The sequence below is a fragment of the Pseudomonas sp. B21-035 genome (genome assembly GCF_024748945.1).
Classification (GTDB): domain Bacteria; phylum Pseudomonadota; class Gammaproteobacteria; order Pseudomonadales; family Pseudomonadaceae; genus Aquipseudomonas.
Genome location: NZ_CP087179.1, coordinates 1,205,666 through 1,222,558 on the forward strand (window position 1 = coordinate 1,205,666; position 16,893 = coordinate 1,222,558).

The following is a 16,893-nucleotide window of genomic DNA, read 5'->3' on the forward strand; positions in this document are numbered from 1 at the left end:
TTATCCCTGTCAGTCGAGAGCTCCATGGGCATCGCCGCCGGCCGGGTACGAACAGGCAGGCACGGGCGTGCGCCGAAGCGAATTGTTATGGTCGCGTGACGAAACATACGCCCGTTGGGGATGGGGGCGGGCGCGGGCAAGGCTCGGGGTGTGAGCCAGTACCGCTGGTGCGCGCAATGTTCAGTCAGGCTGACTGGCCGTGTGACGCCGGTGCGGGTAGCGGGCGAGACGGCTGGGGCTGGGTAAGCGTGTGGCCAGTATAGCTAGCGCTTGAGCGTCCAGACCAGTATGCGGCTGGCACAATTGTCCTCGGTTTCGAGGATTTCCAGGCGATAACGGCCGATTTTCAGGCACACGGCGCTTGCCGGGATGCTTTCCAGGGCTTCGGTGACCAGGCCGTTGAGGGTCTTCGGCCCGTCGCTGGGCAGGTGCCAGCCCAGGGTGCGGTTGAGCTCGCGGATCGACACGTTGCCTTCGATGACAAAGCGCCCGTCGGCCTGGGGGTGGATATGCGGGTTGTCGAGGCTGTGTTCGTCTTCGAACTCGCCGACGATTTCTTCGAGGATGTCTTCCAGGGTAACGATGCCCAGTACTTCACCGTATTCGTCGACCACCACGCCCAGGCGCCGCTGCTGTTTGTGGAAATTCAGCAATTGCAGCTGCAACGGGGTGCTTTCCGGCACGAAATAGGGTTCGTAGCAGGCCGCCTGCAGGGTTTCGCGGGTCAGTTCGGCCTTGGGCAGCAGGTGGCTGATCAGCTTGGTATTGAGGATCGCCTCCACCTGGTTGATATCGCTGTGGTAGACCGGCAGGCGGGTGTGGCGGCTGATGATCAACTGCTCGATGATTGCCTCGATCGGCTCGTCGAGGTTGATGCCGTCGACATCGTTGCGCGGCACGAGGATGTCGTTGACAGTGATTTTGTCCAGCGCCAGCAGGCTTTCCGGCAGGTTCAGGCGCTGGTCGGCATCCGGCTCGTCGGCGGCGTAGCTGTCGCTGTCGTCGTTGTCGTGCAGCGCTACCGCATGGCTTTGCACCCGGAACGGGCGCAGCAGCACCCGCGCGCAGCCATCGAGCAGCCAGGCTACCGGCTGCAGCAGTTTGAGCGGCACTTTGAGCAAGCTGTTGCCCAGGCCGATGAAGGCCTGCGGATTGCGCCTGGCCAGCTGTCGCGGCAGGTATTCGGCAACGATCAAAAGTACGGCGGCGGCGCCCAGGCCGGCCAGCCAGAAACCGTGCTCGCCGCTGTAGCGCTGGCCCATCAGGCAGGCCAGGGCCAATACCAGCAGCTTGCCCAGGGTCGAGCACAGCACCAGGGCCTGAGGGGTTACGGCAAGTTCGGGGTGCTCGCCGGTCTGCGGGTTGCGCCGGCCACCGTTGAGTTGCTGCTGGGCGGCGTCCACTGCGGTGAACAGCGCCGACCACAGCAGTGCCAGTGCCAATACGCCGAGTAGCGGTCCTAACGGCAGAGCGTCCATTTACCTGTGCCCGTCAGATATGCAGGATGAATTCGCGTACCAGCTTGCTGCCGAAATAGGCCAGCATCAGCAGGCAGAAGCCGGCCAGGGTCCAGCGGATCGCCTTGTGCCCGCGCCAGCCGAGGCGGGTGCGGCCCCACAGCAATACGCTGAAGACGACCCAGGCCAGGCACGCCAGCAGGGTTTTATGCACCAGGTGCTGGGCGAACAGGTTGTCGAGGAACAGCCAGCCGGACAGCAGTGACAGCGACAGCAGGCCCCAGCCGGCCCAGAGGAAGCCGAACAGCAGGCTTTCCATGGTTTGCAGCGGCGGGAAGTTCTTGATCAGCCCGGAGGGGTGCTTGTGCTTGAGCTGGTGATCCTGCAACAGCAGCAGCAGGGACTGCACCACGGCGATGGTGAACATGCCATAGGCCAGGATCGACAGCAGGATATGCGCGAGGATGCCCGGCTCTTCGTTGATCAGCGGCACCGTGCCCGACGGCGCGAACTGGGCGATCAGCGCCGTGGCCATGCCCAGCGGGAACAGCAACAGCAGCAGGTTCTCCACCGGGATGCGCAGGCAGGCCAGCAGGGTCAGGGCGATCACCGCGGTGGCGATCAGGCTGGCGGCGCTAAAGAAGTCCAGGCTCAGGCCCAGGGGCGTGAGCAGTTGCCAGAACAGCGCAGTGCCCTGGGCAATGACCGCCAGCGCGCCAAGCAGGCCGAGCAGGCGTTTGTCGGCCTTGGTGCCCTGGGCCAGGCGTGAGCCTTGATAGAAGGTCGCGGCGGCATACAGGCAGGCGGCGATGAGATTGGGTAGCAAGCTGGGTGACAAGGGGAGCATAAGTCCTGTTAGGCAAGCCCGAAAGGGACTGAGTTTGGCATAGATCGCGCCCGCCTAGGAAGACTGCCAGCCGACGGCATGGTGTGCGCTGGGCCAAGTCTTCGTTATAATCGCCGGCCTGCCCCTGCCCAAGGCCGGCCGAATACGCCAGAGGCAGCTGATAAACCTCGGTTCTACAGAGCCCGAAAGGATCACCATGTTTGAAAACCTGACCGACCGTCTGTCACAGACGCTGCGCCATGTCACCGGCAAGGCCAAGCTGACCGAAGACAACATCAAAGACACCCTGCGTGAAGTGCGCATGGCGTTGCTCGAGGCTGACGTCGCCCTGCCGGTGGTCAAGGATTTCGTCAACAAGGTCAAGGAGCGTGCGGTCGGCACCGAGGTGTCGCGCAGCCTGACCCCGGGCCAGGCGTTCGTGAAGATCGTCCAGGCCGAGCTTGAAGGCCTGATGGGCGCCGCCAACGAAGACCTGGCGCTCAACGCCGCACCGCCTGCGGTAGTGCTGATGGCCGGTCTGCAGGGCGCGGGCAAGACCACCACTGCCGGCAAGCTGGCGCGCTTCCTCAAAGAGCGCAAGAAAAAGACCGTGATGGTGGTCTCGGCCGACGTCTACCGTCCGGCGGCGATCAAGCAGCTGGAAACCCTGGCGGGCGACATCGGCGTGACCTTCTTCCCGTCGGATATCAGCCAGAAGCCGGTGGCCATCGCTGAGGCGGCGATCCGCGAAGCCAAGCTCAAGTTCATCGACGTGGTCATCGTCGACACCGCCGGCCGTCTGCACATCGACGCCGAAATGATGACCGAGATCAAGGACCTGCACGCTGCGGTCAAGCCGATCGAGACGTTGTTCGTGGTCGACGCCATGACCGGCCAGGACGCCGCCAATACGGCCAAGGCGTTCGGCGATGCGCTGCCGCTGACCGGGGTGATCCTCACCAAGGTCGACGGTGACGCCCGTGGCGGTGCCGCGCTGTCGGTGCGCGCCATTACCGGCAAGCCGATCAAGTTCATCGGTATGGGCGAGAAGAGCGACGCGCTCGAGCCGTTCCACCCCGACCGTATCGCTTCGCGCATCCTGGGCATGGGCGACGTGCTCAGCCTGATCGAGCAGGCCGAACAGACCCTCGACAAGGACAAGGCCGACAAACTGGCCAAGAAGCTGAAGAAGGGCAAGGGCTTCGACCTCGAAGACTTCCGCGACCAGCTGCAACAAATGAAGAACATGGGTGGCCTGGGCGGCCTGATGGACAAGCTGCCGAGCATCGGCGGTGTCAACCTGGCCCAGATGGGCAGCGCCCAGGGCGCCGCCGAGAAGCAGTTCAAGCAGATGGAAGCGATCATCAACTCGATGACCCCGGCCGAGCGCCGCGACCCTGAGCTGATCAGCGGTTCGCGCAAACGCCGTATCGCCCTTGGTTCCGGCACCCAGGTGCAGGACATCGGCCGTCTGATCAAGCAGCACAAGCAGATGCAGAAGATGATGAAGAAGTTTTCTGCCAAAGGCGGCATGGCCAAGATGATGCGCGGCCTGGGTGGCATGATGCCCGGCGGCGGCATGCCCAAACTGTAACCCTATTCGCATCGGCGGCCTGGAAACGGGCCGACGATCGGACTCCCGCCCCGGCGGGAACAACGCAGCCTTTATATAGAGGCTGTACGAAGCGCAGATCTGCAGGCTGTCCTTTTTACCTGGCGTAAAAAGGCATTTGCAAAAGTCCGTGTATTCCTTGAGAATATGCGGCCTTTCGGGCACCCGTGTGCCCGCTGTGCATTATGATTTGCAGCACCGACTACAGGAACGATGTTCAATGCTAACCATCCGTCTTGCCCGTGGTGGCTCTAAAAAGCGCCCATTCTACACCCTGACCGTGACCGACTCGCGTAACCCGGTTACCGGTTCGCACATCGAGCAGGTTGGTTTCTTCAACCCTATCGCTCGTGGCCAGGAAGTTCGCCTGTCCGTTAAACAAGACCGCGTTGCTCACTGGCTGAGCGTTGGCGCACAGCCATCCGAGCGCGTTGCAAAACTGCTGAAAGATGCTGCTAAGGCTGCTGCCTGAATAGTATGAGCGCGACGCCAGAAAAAGCTGATGACCTGATCGTCGTTGGCAAGATTTTTTCGGTTCACGGCGTTCGCGGCGAGGTAAAGGTCTTTTCCTTTACCGATCCGATTGAAAACCTGTTGGATTACCGTAACTGGACGCTTCGGCACGAAGGGAAGGTAAAACAGGTCGAGCTGGTCAGTGGCCGTTCCACTCAAAAGGACCTGGTCGCCAAGCTCAAAGGCCTCGACGATCGTGATGAAGCCCGTCTTCTGAGCGGTTATGAGATTTGTATCTCGCGTAGCCTTTTGCCCAACCTGTCTGCCGACGAGTACTACTGGTACCAGTTGGTGGGTCTGAAAGTCATCAATCAGGACGAACAGCTGTTCGGCACGATTGATCACCTGTTGGAGACCGGCGCGAACGATGTAATGGTGGTCAAGCCCTGCGCGGGCAGCCTGGATGATCGAGAACGCCTGTTGCCCTATACCGAGCAATGCGTGTTGAAGATCGACCTGGTTGCAGGCGAAATGAGGGTCGAATGGGACGCGGACTTCTAAGCAATGGCCAGCCTGCGCGTAGACGTCATCACGCTGTTCCCCGAGATGTTCTCGGCCATCAGTGAGTACGGCATTACCAGCCGCGCGGTGAAACAGGGGTTGTTGCAACTGACCTGCTGGAACCCGCGGGACTACACCACAGATCGTCACCATACGGTAGATGATCGGCCGTTTGGCGGTGGTCCGGGCATGGTGATGAAGATCAAGCCTCTGGAAGACGCCCTGGTGAATGCCAGGCAGGCAACCGGAGAGGCGGCAAAGGTGATTTACCTGAGCCCACAAGGCCGCAAGCTGACTCAGTCGGCGGTCAAAGACCTGGCGAAGCACGAATCGTTGATTCTGATAGCCGGTCGATATGAAGGCATCGACGAGCGCTTTATTGAAGCTCATGTCGATGAAGAGTGGTCGATTGGAGACTATGTCCTGTCTGGCGGCGAGCTGCCGGCGATGGTCCTGATCGATGCGGTTACACGACTGCTGCCTGGAGCTTTAGGGCATGCGGACTCGGCGCAGGAAGATTCCTTCACCGATGGTCTGCTTGATTGCCCGCACTACACCCGACCTGAGGTGTATGCGGATCAGCGTGTTCCCGACGTGTTGCTTAGTGGCAACCATGCACACATCCGGCGATGGCGTTTACAGCAGTCCCTTGGGCGGACCTATGAACGACGCGTCGATCTTCTGGAAAGTCGCTCACTTTCTGGAGAAGAGAAGAAGCTGCTGGCGGAATACCTCCGTGAGCGGGACGATAGTTAACGTATCGATGGTAAATCCAGCTGATTTACCTTAGGAGCACAGCATGACCAACAAAATCATTCTTGCACTCGAAGCAGAGCAGATGACCAAAGAGATCCCGACCTTTGCCCCGGGCGACACCATCGTCGTTCAGGTGAAAGTGAAGGAAGGCGATCGTTCGCGTCTGCAGGCTTTCGAAGGCGTTGTCATCGCCAAGCGTAACCGTGGTGTGAACAGTGCTTTCACTGTTCGCAAGATCTCCAACGGTGTTGGCGTTGAGCGTACTTTCCAGACCTACAGCCCGCAAATCGACAGCCTGGCCGTGAAACGTCGTGGTGACGTGCGTAAAGCCAAGCTGTACTACCTGCGCGACCTGTCCGGTAAAGCCGCTCGCATCAAGGAAAAACTGTCCTGAGGACAGCTTGACCGGTGGCTACGGCCACCATGCGAAAAAAGCAGCCTTCGGGCTGCTTTTTTGTTGTCTGAAATTTATCGTCCAATGTGAAGCCCATGACCTCCAGAGAGCAGGAAATCGAGCGGCGCACCGAACTGTCGGTGACCCGCGTGACCAAGGCGGTATTCCCGTCCACCACCAACCACCACAACACCCTGTTCGGCGGCACCGCGCTGGCCTGGATGGACGAAGTCTCGTTCATTGCTGCCACGCGTTTCTGCCGCTTGCCGCTGGTAACGGTGTCGACCGACCGTATCGACTTCAAGCACCCGATTGCCGCCGGCTCCATCGTCGAGCTGGTCGGGCGGGTGGCGACAGTGGGTAACACCAGCCTCAAGGTCGAGGTTGAAGTGTTTGTCGAAAGCATGAGCTGCGACAGTCGCGAAAAGGCCATCCATGGCCTGTTCAGCTTTGTCGCCATCGATGAAGACAAGCGCCCGGTGCCGGTATTGCCCGGGTTCTGACCCTCCTGTAGGAGCGGGCTTGCCCCGCGATAATGTGTAGACTTCACCGGCCTTATCGCGGGGCAAGCCCGCTCCTACTGCGGCTGAATCAACGCCACCAGTGTCCACCCAGGCCCGGGCTTGAGCAGGCTGTCGGGCCCGAACACATGCACCCAGCCACTGCCATCGCGGGCAAACAACGGGTTGGCCCGCTCGCCATGCAGCGCCTGGTAGTCCGCCCAGCCGAATGCCTCGGTCAGGTGCGTGCTGTACAGCTCGGCGCCATTGTTCAGTAATCCGGCCAACTGCCCGTAGGTCAGCGGCTGGCTTCCCAGTGTCTGCCCGCGGTGCTCATCGCTGGCGCGGTGCTTGTCGCTGCGCTTGGCCTCAAGGCCACTGGCCAGGACAAACAGCCGCTGCGGGCCAAAGTCGTGGCGAAAGCGCGTGCAGGCCAGGGTGTTGAGCTCACCTGCCGGTGACAACCCGAGCAAATGCCCCAGGCCTACCAGGTCCAGGTGGGCATCGGCATGCTGCGAGGCGGGGTGGCCGAAGTAGGTTGGCAAGCCATCCATGCGTGCCGCGCGGATGTTCTCCCAGCTGGAATCGGCCAGCAGCACCCGGCAATCGAGCTGTTGCAAAGCCTTGGCCACAGCGCGGGCCGGCGGGTTGGCGCCGACGATCAAAAAACCGCTGGGGGCAGGTTCGGCAACCTTGAGCAGGCGTGCCAAGGGCCGCGAAGTGGCGCTCTGCAGCACCACGGTGCCGATGATCACCGCGAAGGTCAATGGCACCAGCAGCAGTGCGCCTTCATGCCCGGCTTCATCCAGGCGGATGGCAAAGATCGCCGACACCGCGGCGGCAACGATGCCGCGCGGGGCGATCCAGGCCAGCAGGGCGCGTTCGCGCCAGTTCAATTGCGAGCCGAAGGTCGACAGCGCGACGTTAAGCGGCCGGGCCACGAACTGAATGATCAGCAGCAGGGCCAGCACCGCCGGGCCCAGGCCGATCAGGGCATTGAGGTCCAGGCGCGCGGCCAGGAGGATGAACAGCCCGGAGATCAGCAGCACGCTGAGGTTCTCCTTGAAGTGCAAAATCTGTCGGACATCCACGCCCTTCATGTTGGCCAGCCACATGCCCATGAGGGTGACCGCCAGCAGGCCCGACTCATGCATCACCTGGTTGGCACCAATGAAAATCCCCAGCACCGCCGCCAGCGACGCCAGGTTGTGCAAATACTCCGGCAGCCATTGGTGACGCATCACCTGGCCGAGCAGCCAGCCGCCGGCCACGCCGAACGCGCTGCCGCAGACAATCACCCCGGCAAAGGTCACCAGGCTATGGCTCAGGCCGTCGCCGGCGGCGCTGGCGATGATGAAGCTGTAGACCACCACCGCCAGCAGCGCGCCAATCGGGTCGATAACGATGCCTTCCCAGCGCAGGATGTTGGCGATCGTTGCCTTGGGCCGTACCACCCGCAGCATCGGCACGATCACCGTCGGCCCGGTCACCAGGGTCAGGGTGCCGAACAAGGTTGCCAGCAGCCAGTCGAAGCCCAGCAGCCAGTGGGTGGCCAGGGTGATTACCAGCCAGGTCGACAGCGCGCCGAGGGTGACCATGCGCTGCACCACGCTGCCGATGTCTTTCCATTGCGACAGGTGCAGGGTCAGGCTGCCTTCGAACAGGATCAGCGCCACCGCCAGCGACACCAGCGGCATCAGCAATGGGCCGAACAGTTCCTGCGGGTCGAGCCAGCCGAGCAACGGGCCGGCGAGAATGCCGCTGAGCAGCAGGAAAAGGATCGCCGGCAGCTTCAGGCGCCAGGCCAGCCATTGGCAGCAAAGCGCTGCCAGACCTATCCCGCCAAATGCCAGCAATATCTGTTGTTCGTTCATTCGGGCTCCCTATGCCGGCAGTGTTATGGAAGACTAGCGGCAATTCGTCGTTTTCGTCGCTTGCCGCAGAGTTGTCATGCCCGCTATTGAACATCCGCTTATCGATCAGTTCCTGGACGCCCTGTGGCTGGAGAAGGGCCTGGCCGACAACACCCGCGATTCCTACCGCAGCGACCTGGCGCTGTTCAACGGCTGGCTCACGGAGCAGGGCGTCGAGCTGCCCGATGCCGGGCGCGAACTGATCCTCGATCACCTGGCCTGGCGCCTGGAGCAGGGCTACAAGCCACGCTCGACCGCGCGTTTTCTCTCCGGGGTGCGAGGCTTCTATCGCTACCTGTTGCGGGAAAAACTGATCGGCATTGACCCGACCCTGCAGGTGGAAATGCCGCAACTGGGGCGGCCATTGCCCAAATCCCTGTCGGAAGCTGACGTCGAAGCCTTGCTGCAGGCACCGGACCTGAGCGAGCCGATCGGCCAGCGCGACCGCGCCATGCTTGAAGTGCTGTATGCCTGTGGCTTGCGTGTCACCGAACTGGTCAGCCTGACCCTCGATCAGGTCAACCTGCGCCAGGGCGTGCTGCGGGTGATGGGCAAGGGTAGTAAGGAGCGCCTGGTGCCCATGGGTGAAGAGGCGGTGGTGTGGATTGAGCGCTACCTGCTTGACGGCCGTAACGAACTGCTCGGCGGGCGTCCCAGCGATGTATTGTTCCCCAGCCTGCGCGGCGAGCAGATGACCCGTCAGACCTTCTGGCACCGCATCAAGCACCAGGCGCTGGTGGCCGGTATCGACAAGAGCCTGTCGCCGCACACCCTGCGCCATGCCTTCGCCACTCACCTGCTCAACCACGGCGCCGACTTGCGCGTGGTGCAGATGCTGCTCGGCCACAGCGACCTGTCGACCACCCAGATCTACACCCATGTGGCCCGCGCGCGGCTGCAGGAACTGCATGCCCGGCATCACCCGCGCGGCTGAGCGCTGATCGAACATTGCGTGCATCGCCCGCAGTCGGTCTGTGCTGGCATCTGTGGTAGGCTTGTGCGGTTTGCATCAAGGGCCGTGTAATCGCCGTGGTTTAAGCACGTGCGTCCAGCTTCCGGCCCCCGTCCGCCCTCAGGAGTTCCCATGCGCGTGACCCAGATTTTCGCCGCCGCCGCCCTGGCGCTGGTCAGCACCTTTGCCGCTGCCGCCGACAACGCCGAGCAGGCGATCCGCAAGACCCTGCAGTCCCTGGAACTGGGCGTGCCGGTCGATAGCGTTGCCAGTAGCCCGCTCAACGGCCTGTATGAAGTCAAGCTTGAAGGCGGCCGCGTGCTGTACGCCAGCGCGGATGGCCAGTTCGTCATGCAGGGCTACCTGTTCCAGATCCAGGACGGCAAGCCGGTCAACCTGACCGAGAAGACCGAACGGCAGGCCATCGCCAAGACCATCAATGCCATTCCAGCGGCCGAGATGGTGGTTTATCCTGCCAAGGGCGAAACCAAGTCGCACATCACCGTGTTTACCGACACCACCTGCCCGTACTGCCACAAGCTGCACGCCGAAGTGCCTGAGCTCAACCGTCGCGGTATCGAAGTGCGCTACGTCGCCTTCCCGCGTCAGGGCCTGGGTTCGCCGGGTGACGAGCAGTTGCAGGCGGTCTGGTGCTCGAGCGACCGCAAGGCGGCGCTGGACAAGATGATCGACGGCAAGGAAATCAAGGCCGCCAAGTGCGCCAACCCGGTCGGCAAGCAGTTCGCCCTGGGCCAGTCGATCGGCGTCAACGGCACGCCGGCCATCGTCCTGGAAAACGGCCAGGTGATTCCGGGCTACCAGCCGGCGCCGCAAGTGGCCAAGCTGGCCCTGGCCAAGTAATTCAATCGCAAGCCGTTGCCTTGGGGTGACGGCAGTTTCACGATCGGCTGCCAGCCGGTCGTTTCATGGGGAGTTCACAGTGAAACCGGTCAAAGTAGGCATCTGTGGGTTGGGGACCGTCGGTGGCGGTACCTTCAATGTACTTCAGCGTAACGCCGAGGAGATCGCCCGCCGTGCCGGGCGTGGTATTGAAGTGGCACAGGTTGCCATGCGTTCGCCAAACCCGAATTGCCAGATTACCGGTACCCCCATTACCGCTGATGTGTTCGAGGTCGCAACGAACCCGGAAATCGACATTGTCATCGAGCTGATCGGCGGCTACACCATTGCCCGCGAGCTGGTGCTCAAGGCCATCGACAACGGCAAGCACGTGGTCACCGCCAACAAGGCGCTGATTGCCGTGCACGGCAACGAGATCTTCGCCAAGGCCCGTGAGAAGGGCGTTATCGTCGCCTTCGAAGCGGCTGTGGCCGGTGGCATCCCGGTGATCAAGGCGATCCGTGAAGGCCTGTCGGCCAACCGTATCAACTGGGTGGCCGGGATCATCAACGGTACCGGCAACTTCATCCTCACCGAAATGCGTGAAAAAGGCCGTGCGTTCCCCGACGTGCTGGCCGAAGCCCAGGCCCTGGGTTACGCCGAAGCCGACCCGACCTTCGACGTCGAAGGCATCGATGCCGCGCACAAGCTGACCATCCTGGCGTCCATCGCCTTTGGTATCCCGCTGCAGTTCGACAAGGCCTACACCGAAGGCATCACTCAGCTGACCACCGCTGACGTCAACTACGCCGAAGCGCTGGGTTATCGCATCAAACACCTGGGCGTGGCCCGCAGCACTGCCAACGGTATCGAGCTGCGTGTGCACCCGACGCTGATCCCGGCCGACCGCCTGATCGCCAACGTCAACGGCGTGATGAACGCCGTGATGGTCAACGGTGATGCTGCCGGTTCGACCCTGTTCTACGGTGCTGGCGCCGGCATGGAGCCTACCGCTTCGTCGGTGATTGCCGACCTGGTCGATGTGGTTCGCGCCATGACTTCTGATCCGGAGAACCGCGTACCGCACCTGGCCTTCCAGCCTGACTCGCTGTCGGCCCACCCGATCCTGCCGATCGAAGCCTGCGAAAGCGCCTACTACCTGCGCATCCAGGCCAAGGATCACCCGGGCGTGCTGGCCCAGGTGGCGAGCATCCTTTCCGAGCGCGGCATCAATATCGAATCGATCATGCAGAAGGAAGTCGAGGAACAGGACGGCCTGGTGCCCATGATCCTGCTCACTCACCGAGTGATCGAGCAACGCATGAACGACGCCATCACCGCCCTGGAAGCCTTGCAGGATGTGGTCGGCAACGTCGTGCGTATCCGCGTCGAACAACTCAACTGACAACTGCGGCAAGCGGCAAGCGGCAGGCGGCAAGATCACAGCGGGACTGCGGTGACTTGCAGCTTGAAGCTTGAAGCTTGAAGCTCAAACCGAAGGTTTGCAAAAATGCGCTACATCAGTACCCGCGGCCAGGCACCGGCCCTGAACTTTGAAGACGTGCTGCTGGCCGGTCTTGCCAGCGACGGCGGCCTGTACGTGCCGGAAAACCTGCCGCGTTTCACTCAGGAAGAAATCGCTTCCTGGGCCGGCCTGCCCTACCACGAGCTGGCCTTCCGGGTGATGCGCCCGTTCGTCACCGGCAGCATCGCCGATGCCGATTTCAAGAAGATTCTCGAAGAAACCTACGGCGAGTTCGCCCATGCCGCGGTTGCACCGCTGCGTCAGCTGAACAGCAACGAATGGGTGCTGGAGCTGTTCCATGGCCCAACCCTGGCGTTCAAGGACTTCGCCCTGCAACTGCTCGGCCGCCTGCTTGATCATGTGCTGGCCAAGCGTGGCGAGCGCGTGGTGATCATCGGCGCCACCAGTGGTGATACCGGTTCCGCCGCCATCGAAGGCTGCCGCCGTTGCGACAACGTCGATATCTTCATCCTCCACCCGCACCAGCGCGTGTCGGAAGTTCAGCGCCGGCAGATGACCACCATCTTCGGCGAGAACATCCACAACATCGCCATCGAAGGCAACTTCGACGACTGCCAGGAAATGGTCAAGGCCAGTTTCGCTGACCAGGGCTTCCTCAAGGGCACCCGCCTGGTGGCAGTGAACTCGATCAACTGGGCGCGGATCATGGCCCAGATCGTTTACTACTTCCATGCAGCCCTGCAGTTGGGCGGCCCGGCGCGTTCAGTGGCGTTCTCGGTTCCGACCGGCAACTTCGGCGACATCTTCGCCGGCTACCTGGCGCGCAACATGGGCCTGCCGATCAGCCAGCTGATCGTCGCCACCAACCGCAACGACATCCTGCACCGCTTCATGAGTGGCAACCAGTACGTCAAGGAAACCTTGCACGCAACCCTGTCGCCGTCCATGGACATCATGGTTTCGTCGAACTTCGAACGCCTGCTGTTCGACCTGCACGGTCGCAATGGCGCGGCTATCGCCGGGCTGATGGACAACTTCAAGCAGGGCGGCGGTTTCAGCGTCGAACAGGATCGCTGGACCGAAGCGCGCAAGCTGTTCGATTCGTTGGCGGTCGATGATGCGCAAACCTGCGAAACCATCGCCGACGTCTTTGCCCAGACCGGTGAGGTGCTCGACCCGCACACCGCGATCGGCGTCAAGGCCGCACGCGAGTGCCGCCGCAGCCTGGACACGCCGATGGTGGTGCTGGGCACTGCGCACCCGGTCAAGTTCCCGGAAGCGGTGGAGAAGGCCGGTGTCGGCAAGGCTCTGGAACTGCCGGCGCACCTGACTGACCTGTTCGCCCGCGAAGAGAAGTGCACGGTACTGGCCAATGACCTGAAAGCCGTTCAGGCCTTCGTCAGCCAGCACGGTAATCGCGGCAAACCGCTCTGATCGACTGATCGGCACAACAAAGCCCGTCTCTGACGGGCTTTTTTATTTCTACACTGGCAATGGTTTGCAGCAACGGATCAAGGGTATCAATGAGCACCGGACATCGACGCACAACAGGGCTGTTGCTGGCCTGCCTGTTCTGGCTGGGTATCGGGCCCTGGGCCCAGGCCGCCCAGAGCCTGCCCTTTACCCTGGTACCGCCGTTCACCGAGCTTGGGCCGATGCCATTGACCGCGGCCCAGCAACAATGGCTGGGCCCGGCGCGGGTGTTGCGGGTCGGTATCTCGTTTGCCGACTACGAGCCGGTGGACATCACCATCGACCGCAACCGCTACCAGGGCATCAGCGCCGACTACCTGAGCCTGGTTGCCGAACGCCTGGGGGTGAAAACCCAGGTGCTGGCCTTCGCCAAGCGCGAGGAGGCGATCGAGGCCTTGCGCCATGGCGACATCGATGTCCTGACCAGCGCCAACGGCTTTGAACGCAGCGTGGCGGGCCTGGCGTTCTCCGACGATTACATTCCGGACCGCTCCATGGTCGTGGTGCGTGGCGGCGCGCCGGTGCCGCCAAAGTCGCTGGCGGGGAAGAAAGTGGTCCTGCTCGACGGTTATGCCGACACCCGGGTCATGCACCAGGTTTATCCCGACAGCCAGGTGCTGCTGGCGCCCAACCTCAGCAGTGCCCTGGAGGCGCTCAATCAGGGTGAAGTGGATGCGTTTGTCGGCAACGAGATCATCATCCGTGCCTTCAACGCGCTGCGTCCGTACCTGGGCCTGCAGGTGGTCGGCCCCAGCGCCTTGCCGCCGATTGGCTTCGCCTTTGCCGTGCGTGCCGAAGACCGGCTACTGCAGGAGATGTTCAACCAGGCGCTGGCCAGTATCGAGGAGTCGGTGCGCCGCGAAATTCTTGGCCGCTGGACCTCCGGCCTGGGCTCGGACGTGGCTCATCACCGGGTCGAGCTGAGCGTCGCCGAGCGCCGCTGGATCGCCAGCCATCCGCGGGTGACCGTGGTTGGTAGCCAGTATCCGCCTTACCTGTTCCGCACTCGCCAGGGCGCCTGGGTGGGGCTTAACAGCGATGTGCTGGCGACCATTGCGCAGATGACGGGCCTGCAGTTTGACTATGCGCCGTCCGAATCGATTGCCCAGAGCCTGGAGCTGCTCAGGAGCGGGCAGGCCGACTTGAGCACAACCCTCAGTGAAACCGCGGAGCGCCGCGAGTTTCTCGGGTTCACTCATTCCATTGGCGGGCAGAGCTGGGTGTTCATCGTTCGTGCGCCGCAACTGGGCCTGGCGTCGCTGGACGAACTGGCCGGGCAGACCCTGGCACTGCCGGCGCAGCATGCGCTGGAGAGCACCCTTCGCGAGGATCACCCGGGTATTCGCCTGTTGTTGGTGGACTCGCTGGAGCAAGCCCGGGAAAAGGTCCGCAACGGCGAAGCCCTGGCCACCATCGACAGCGAAATCGGCGCCTACAGCGTGATCGGCAACGACCCGGTGCTCAAGGTCGGGCGTGGAGTCGAGGGCAAGTGGGCACCGGACCGGTTCTCGGTACGGCGTAGCGCTCCGGAGCTGGAAAGCATCCTCAACAAGGCCCTGGAAGCCTTCCCGGTCGCCGAGTTGCGTGCCGTGCGCATGAAGTGGCTGGGCGCGCTGGCGCCGCCAGCGCCGGCCTGGCAGCGGATTGCGCCGTGGATCTACTGGACCGTGGCGGCGGCGGTACTGTTCGGGCTGGTGTCGCTGGTCTGGAGCAGTCGCTTGCGCGCGCAGATCAACCAGCGGCAGAAGGCCGAGCAAGCCCTCAACGACCAGTTGGCGTTCAAGCGCGCACTGCTCGACGGAATCCCCAACCCGATCTACGTGCGCGACCTGGAAGGGCGGCTGATCACCTGCAACAAAAGCTACGAACAGGCCTTCTCGATGCGCCTGGAAGATGTCAAGGGCCGGCGGCTGACAGACATCGATGTCATTCCCGAGGCGCTGGCCAGGCAACTGCATGCCGATTACCTGAGCCTGCTCGAAGATCCGCAACCGGTGTTCGCGGACCGCTGTATCGAGTTTGAGGGCCAGCGCACCGATGCCTACCAGTGGACCGTGCCGTTCTACAGTGCCGACGGGCAGCTGCAAGGCCTGCTGGGGGGCTGGATCGACATCACCGAGCGCAAGCAACTGGAGGTGGCGCTGGTCGAAGCCCGGCAGCAGGCCGAGCAGGCCAACCAGGCCAAAAGTACCTTTCTGGCGACCATGAGCCACGAGATTCGCACGCCCATGGCGGTGATCATCGGCCTGCTCGAACTTGAGCGGGAAACCACCCTGGACCGCGGCGAGCAGCCGTCCCGGCGGCTGGAAACCGCCCATCAATCAGCCCGTGAGCTGATTGCGCTGATCGGTGACAGCCTCGACCTTGCCCGGATCGAGGCCGGCAGCCTGCAGCTCGAGCCCCAGGCCCGGGCACTGGCGCCATTTCTCAAGGCTATCGTCGAGCAGTTCCAGGCCCAGGCCCTGGCTCAGGGCCTGGACTTGCGCCTGCAAATTGCCAGCGAAGCAGAAGGGGTGTACTGGTTCGACCCGCTGCGCTTGCGCCAGGTGCTGACCAACCTGATGGGCAACGCCCTGAAATTCACCCACCTGGGCCTGGTAGAGCTTCAGGTCAGCCGCACGGGCTGCGACAGTTTGCAGGGCATTGGCTTGCGCCTGTGTGTGCGTGACACCGGCATCGGTATCAGCAAGCAACAGCAGAGCGCGCTGTTCCAGCCCTTCGCTCAGGCAGGCGCGGGTGCCGAATATGGCGGCTCGGGCCTGGGCCTGAGCATTTGCCGGCAGTTGGTCGAGTTGATGGGCGGCAACATTGCCCTGCGTAGCGTGCCGGGCAAAGGTACCGAGGTCAGTGTCGAGCTGACCCTCGAAGCGCTGGCTGCCGAGCCTGTAGCGCCAGCGCCGACGCGTGGGCTGGCGGGCGGGCCGGCGCGGCGGATTCTGGTGGTTGATGACCTTTCGGCCAGCCGCTTGGTGCTCAGCCAGCAACTGGAATTCCTTGGCCATGAGGTGCTGGCTGTGGAGAACGGCCAGAGTGCTTTGCAGGCCTGGCAGGACGGCGATTTCGACCTGGTGCTCAGCGATTGCAACATGCCGGTGATGAACGGTTATGCGCTGGCCCGTGGCATCCGCCGCCTGGAACGCGACAGCCAGCGCCCAGCGATCGCCATCGTTGGCTGCACCGCCAACGCTATGAAAGAGGAGCGCGCCCGCTGCCTGGAGGCCGGCATGGATGAATGTCTGGTCAAGCCGGTTGCGCTGGCCCAGCTTGTCGCGGTGATCGACAGGCTGGCCGCGCGGCCCAGCTTCAGGATGGATACCCTGCAGAAGATGACCCAGGCCAACAATGCGGTACTGCGGCGCATGCTTGAGGAGTTGCGCAAAAACCTGCGGGAAGAGTCCGCTTTGCTCGCCTCTGCCGTCCAGACCCAAGGCTGGGAAGCCATTGGCGTGGCATTGCACCGCCTCAAGGGCGTCGCCTGCCTGATTGATGCGCTGCCCCTGGCGCAGGCGTGCGCGCAACTGGAAAAGGCCAGCCAGGTGCGCTCGACGCAGGCTGCCGACCCGGGATGGGCAGCATTGCAGGCGGCAATCGACCAGTTGAATCAGGACATTGAACAAGAGCTGTGGAAAATGTCACCTCAACTTTAGGACATGTCCTATGGGCGTCCTAG

14 protein-coding genes are annotated in these 16,893 nt (G+C 62.7%); 11 read left to right on the forward strand and 3 right to left on the reverse strand.

Features of this window, described 5'->3' with window-relative positions:
• Positions 1-263: 263 nt before the first annotated feature.
• Positions 264-1,478: a transporter associated domain-containing protein gene (locus tag LOY22_RS05440; RefSeq protein WP_093386849.1), complete on the reverse strand. Its 1,215-nt coding sequence runs from the start codon at positions 1,476-1,478 to the stop codon at positions 264-266.
• A gap of 13 nt (positions 1,479-1,491) precedes the next feature.
• A complete protein-coding gene (locus tag LOY22_RS05445; protein WP_408980936.1) occupies positions 1,492-2,304 on the reverse strand; it encodes an inner membrane protein YpjD in 813 nt (270 codons plus the stop codon).
• A 196-nt stretch (positions 2,305-2,500) separates the two neighbouring features.
• On the opposite strand from LOY22_RS05445, the gene ffh reads away from it, so the two are divergent.
• The 6 genes from ffh to LOY22_RS05475 all read left to right on the forward strand — a co-directional run bounded on the left by ffh (position 2,501) and on the right by LOY22_RS05475 (position 6,562).
• Complete coding sequence (gene ffh, locus LOY22_RS05450) at positions 2,501-3,877, forward strand: signal recognition particle protein (RefSeq protein WP_038996825.1); 1,377 nt, start codon at positions 2,501-2,503, stop codon at positions 3,875-3,877.
• Positions 3,878-4,115: 238 nt separating this feature from the next.
• Positions 4,116-4,367, forward strand: coding sequence for a 30S ribosomal protein S16 (gene rpsP / locus LOY22_RS05455; RefSeq protein ID WP_028942918.1), 252 nt, complete (start codon positions 4,116-4,118; stop codon positions 4,365-4,367).
• A 5-nt stretch (positions 4,368-4,372) separates the two neighbouring features.
• Positions 4,373-4,909 carry a ribosome maturation factor RimM gene (gene rimM, locus LOY22_RS05460; RefSeq protein WP_093386845.1) on the forward strand — a complete coding sequence of 179 codons (537 nt, stop codon included), beginning with the start codon at positions 4,373-4,375 and terminating at the stop codon, positions 4,907-4,909.
• A gap of 3 nt (positions 4,910-4,912) precedes the next feature.
• Entirely contained in the window at positions 4,913-5,665 is a 753-nt protein-coding gene (trmD, locus tag LOY22_RS05465) for a tRNA (guanosine(37)-N1)-methyltransferase TrmD (protein ID WP_045196554.1), read from the forward strand.
• A 43-nt stretch (positions 5,666-5,708) separates the two neighbouring features.
• Positions 5,709-6,059 (forward strand): 50S ribosomal protein L19, encoded by a 351-nt coding sequence (gene rplS / locus LOY22_RS05470; protein ID WP_038996821.1) that lies wholly within the window; start codon positions 5,709-5,711, stop codon positions 6,057-6,059.
• A gap of 95 nt (positions 6,060-6,154) precedes the next feature.
• Positions 6,155-6,562: an acyl-CoA thioesterase gene (locus LOY22_RS05475; RefSeq protein WP_045196557.1), complete on the forward strand. Its 408-nt coding sequence runs from the start codon at positions 6,155-6,157 to the stop codon at positions 6,560-6,562.
• A 74-nt stretch (positions 6,563-6,636) separates the two neighbouring features.
• Here the strand turns inward: LOY22_RS05475 and LOY22_RS05480 are convergent, their stop codons facing one another.
• A complete protein-coding gene (locus LOY22_RS05480) occupies positions 6,637-8,433 on the reverse strand; it encodes a sodium:proton antiporter (protein WP_093386840.1) in 1,797 nt (598 codons plus the stop codon).
• A gap of 76 nt (positions 8,434-8,509) precedes the next feature.
• Between LOY22_RS05480 and xerD the strand changes: the two genes are divergently transcribed.
• The 5 genes from xerD to LOY22_RS05505 all read left to right on the forward strand — a co-directional run bounded on the left by xerD (position 8,510) and on the right by LOY22_RS05505 (position 16,870).
• A complete protein-coding gene (gene xerD / locus LOY22_RS05485; protein ID WP_258596750.1) occupies positions 8,510-9,406 on the forward strand; it encodes a site-specific tyrosine recombinase XerD in 897 nt (298 codons plus the stop codon).
• A gap of 150 nt (positions 9,407-9,556) precedes the next feature.
• On the forward strand, positions 9,557-10,285 hold the full coding sequence (gene dsbC / locus LOY22_RS05490; RefSeq protein WP_045193700.1) for a bifunctional protein-disulfide isomerase/oxidoreductase DsbC: 729 nt from the start codon (positions 9,557-9,559) through the stop codon (positions 10,283-10,285).
• Positions 10,286-10,364: 79 nt separating this feature from the next.
• On the forward strand, positions 10,365-11,669 hold the full coding sequence (locus tag LOY22_RS05495; protein ID WP_258596751.1) for a homoserine dehydrogenase: 1,305 nt from the start codon (positions 10,365-10,367) through the stop codon (positions 11,667-11,669).
• Positions 11,670-11,774: 105 nt separating this feature from the next.
• Complete coding sequence (thrC, locus tag LOY22_RS05500) at positions 11,775-13,184, forward strand: threonine synthase (protein WP_045193698.1); 1,410 nt, start codon at positions 11,775-11,777, stop codon at positions 13,182-13,184.
• Between the two features lie 89 nt (positions 13,185-13,273).
• Complete coding sequence (locus tag LOY22_RS05505) at positions 13,274-16,870, forward strand: transporter substrate-binding domain-containing protein (RefSeq protein ID WP_408980937.1); 3,597 nt, start codon at positions 13,274-13,276, stop codon at positions 16,868-16,870.
• The last annotated feature ends 23 nt before the right edge of the window (positions 16,871-16,893 follow it).

What these genes read in the sequence shown, in the direction of transcription:
- LOY22_RS05440 (WP_093386849.1), bottom strand. Translation starts at nt 1,478, where the DNA reads ATGGACGCTCTGCCGTTAGGACCGCTACTCGGCGTATTGGCACTGGCA.
- LOY22_RS05475 (WP_045196557.1), top strand. Translation starts at nt 6,155, where the DNA reads ATGACCTCCAGAGAGCAGGAAATCGAGCGGCGCACCGAACTGTCGGTG.
- LOY22_RS05480 (WP_093386840.1), bottom strand. Translation starts at nt 8,433, where the DNA reads ATGAACGAACAACAGATATTGCTGGCATTTGGCGGGATAGGTCTGGCA.
- LOY22_RS05445 (WP_408980936.1), bottom strand. Translation starts at nt 2,304, where the DNA reads ATGCTCCCCTTGTCACCCAGCTTGCTACCCAATCTCATCGCCGCCTGC.
- rimM (WP_093386845.1), top strand. Translation starts at nt 4,373, where the DNA reads ATGAGCGCGACGCCAGAAAAAGCTGATGACCTGATCGTCGTTGGCAAG.
- trmD (WP_045196554.1), top strand. Translation starts at nt 4,913, where the DNA reads ATGGCCAGCCTGCGCGTAGACGTCATCACGCTGTTCCCCGAGATGTTC.
- xerD (WP_258596750.1), top strand. Translation starts at nt 8,510, where the DNA reads ATGCCCGCTATTGAACATCCGCTTATCGATCAGTTCCTGGACGCCCTG.
- rpsP (WP_028942918.1), top strand. Translation starts at nt 4,116, where the DNA reads ATGCTAACCATCCGTCTTGCCCGTGGTGGCTCTAAAAAGCGCCCATTC.
- rplS (WP_038996821.1), top strand. Translation starts at nt 5,709, where the DNA reads ATGACCAACAAAATCATTCTTGCACTCGAAGCAGAGCAGATGACCAAA.
- dsbC (WP_045193700.1), top strand. Translation starts at nt 9,557, where the DNA reads ATGCGCGTGACCCAGATTTTCGCCGCCGCCGCCCTGGCGCTGGTCAGC.
- thrC (WP_045193698.1), top strand. Translation starts at nt 11,775, where the DNA reads ATGCGCTACATCAGTACCCGCGGCCAGGCACCGGCCCTGAACTTTGAA.
- ffh (WP_038996825.1), top strand. Translation starts at nt 2,501, where the DNA reads ATGTTTGAAAACCTGACCGACCGTCTGTCACAGACGCTGCGCCATGTC.
- LOY22_RS05505 (WP_408980937.1), top strand. Translation starts at nt 13,274, where the DNA reads ATGAGCACCGGACATCGACGCACAACAGGGCTGTTGCTGGCCTGCCTG.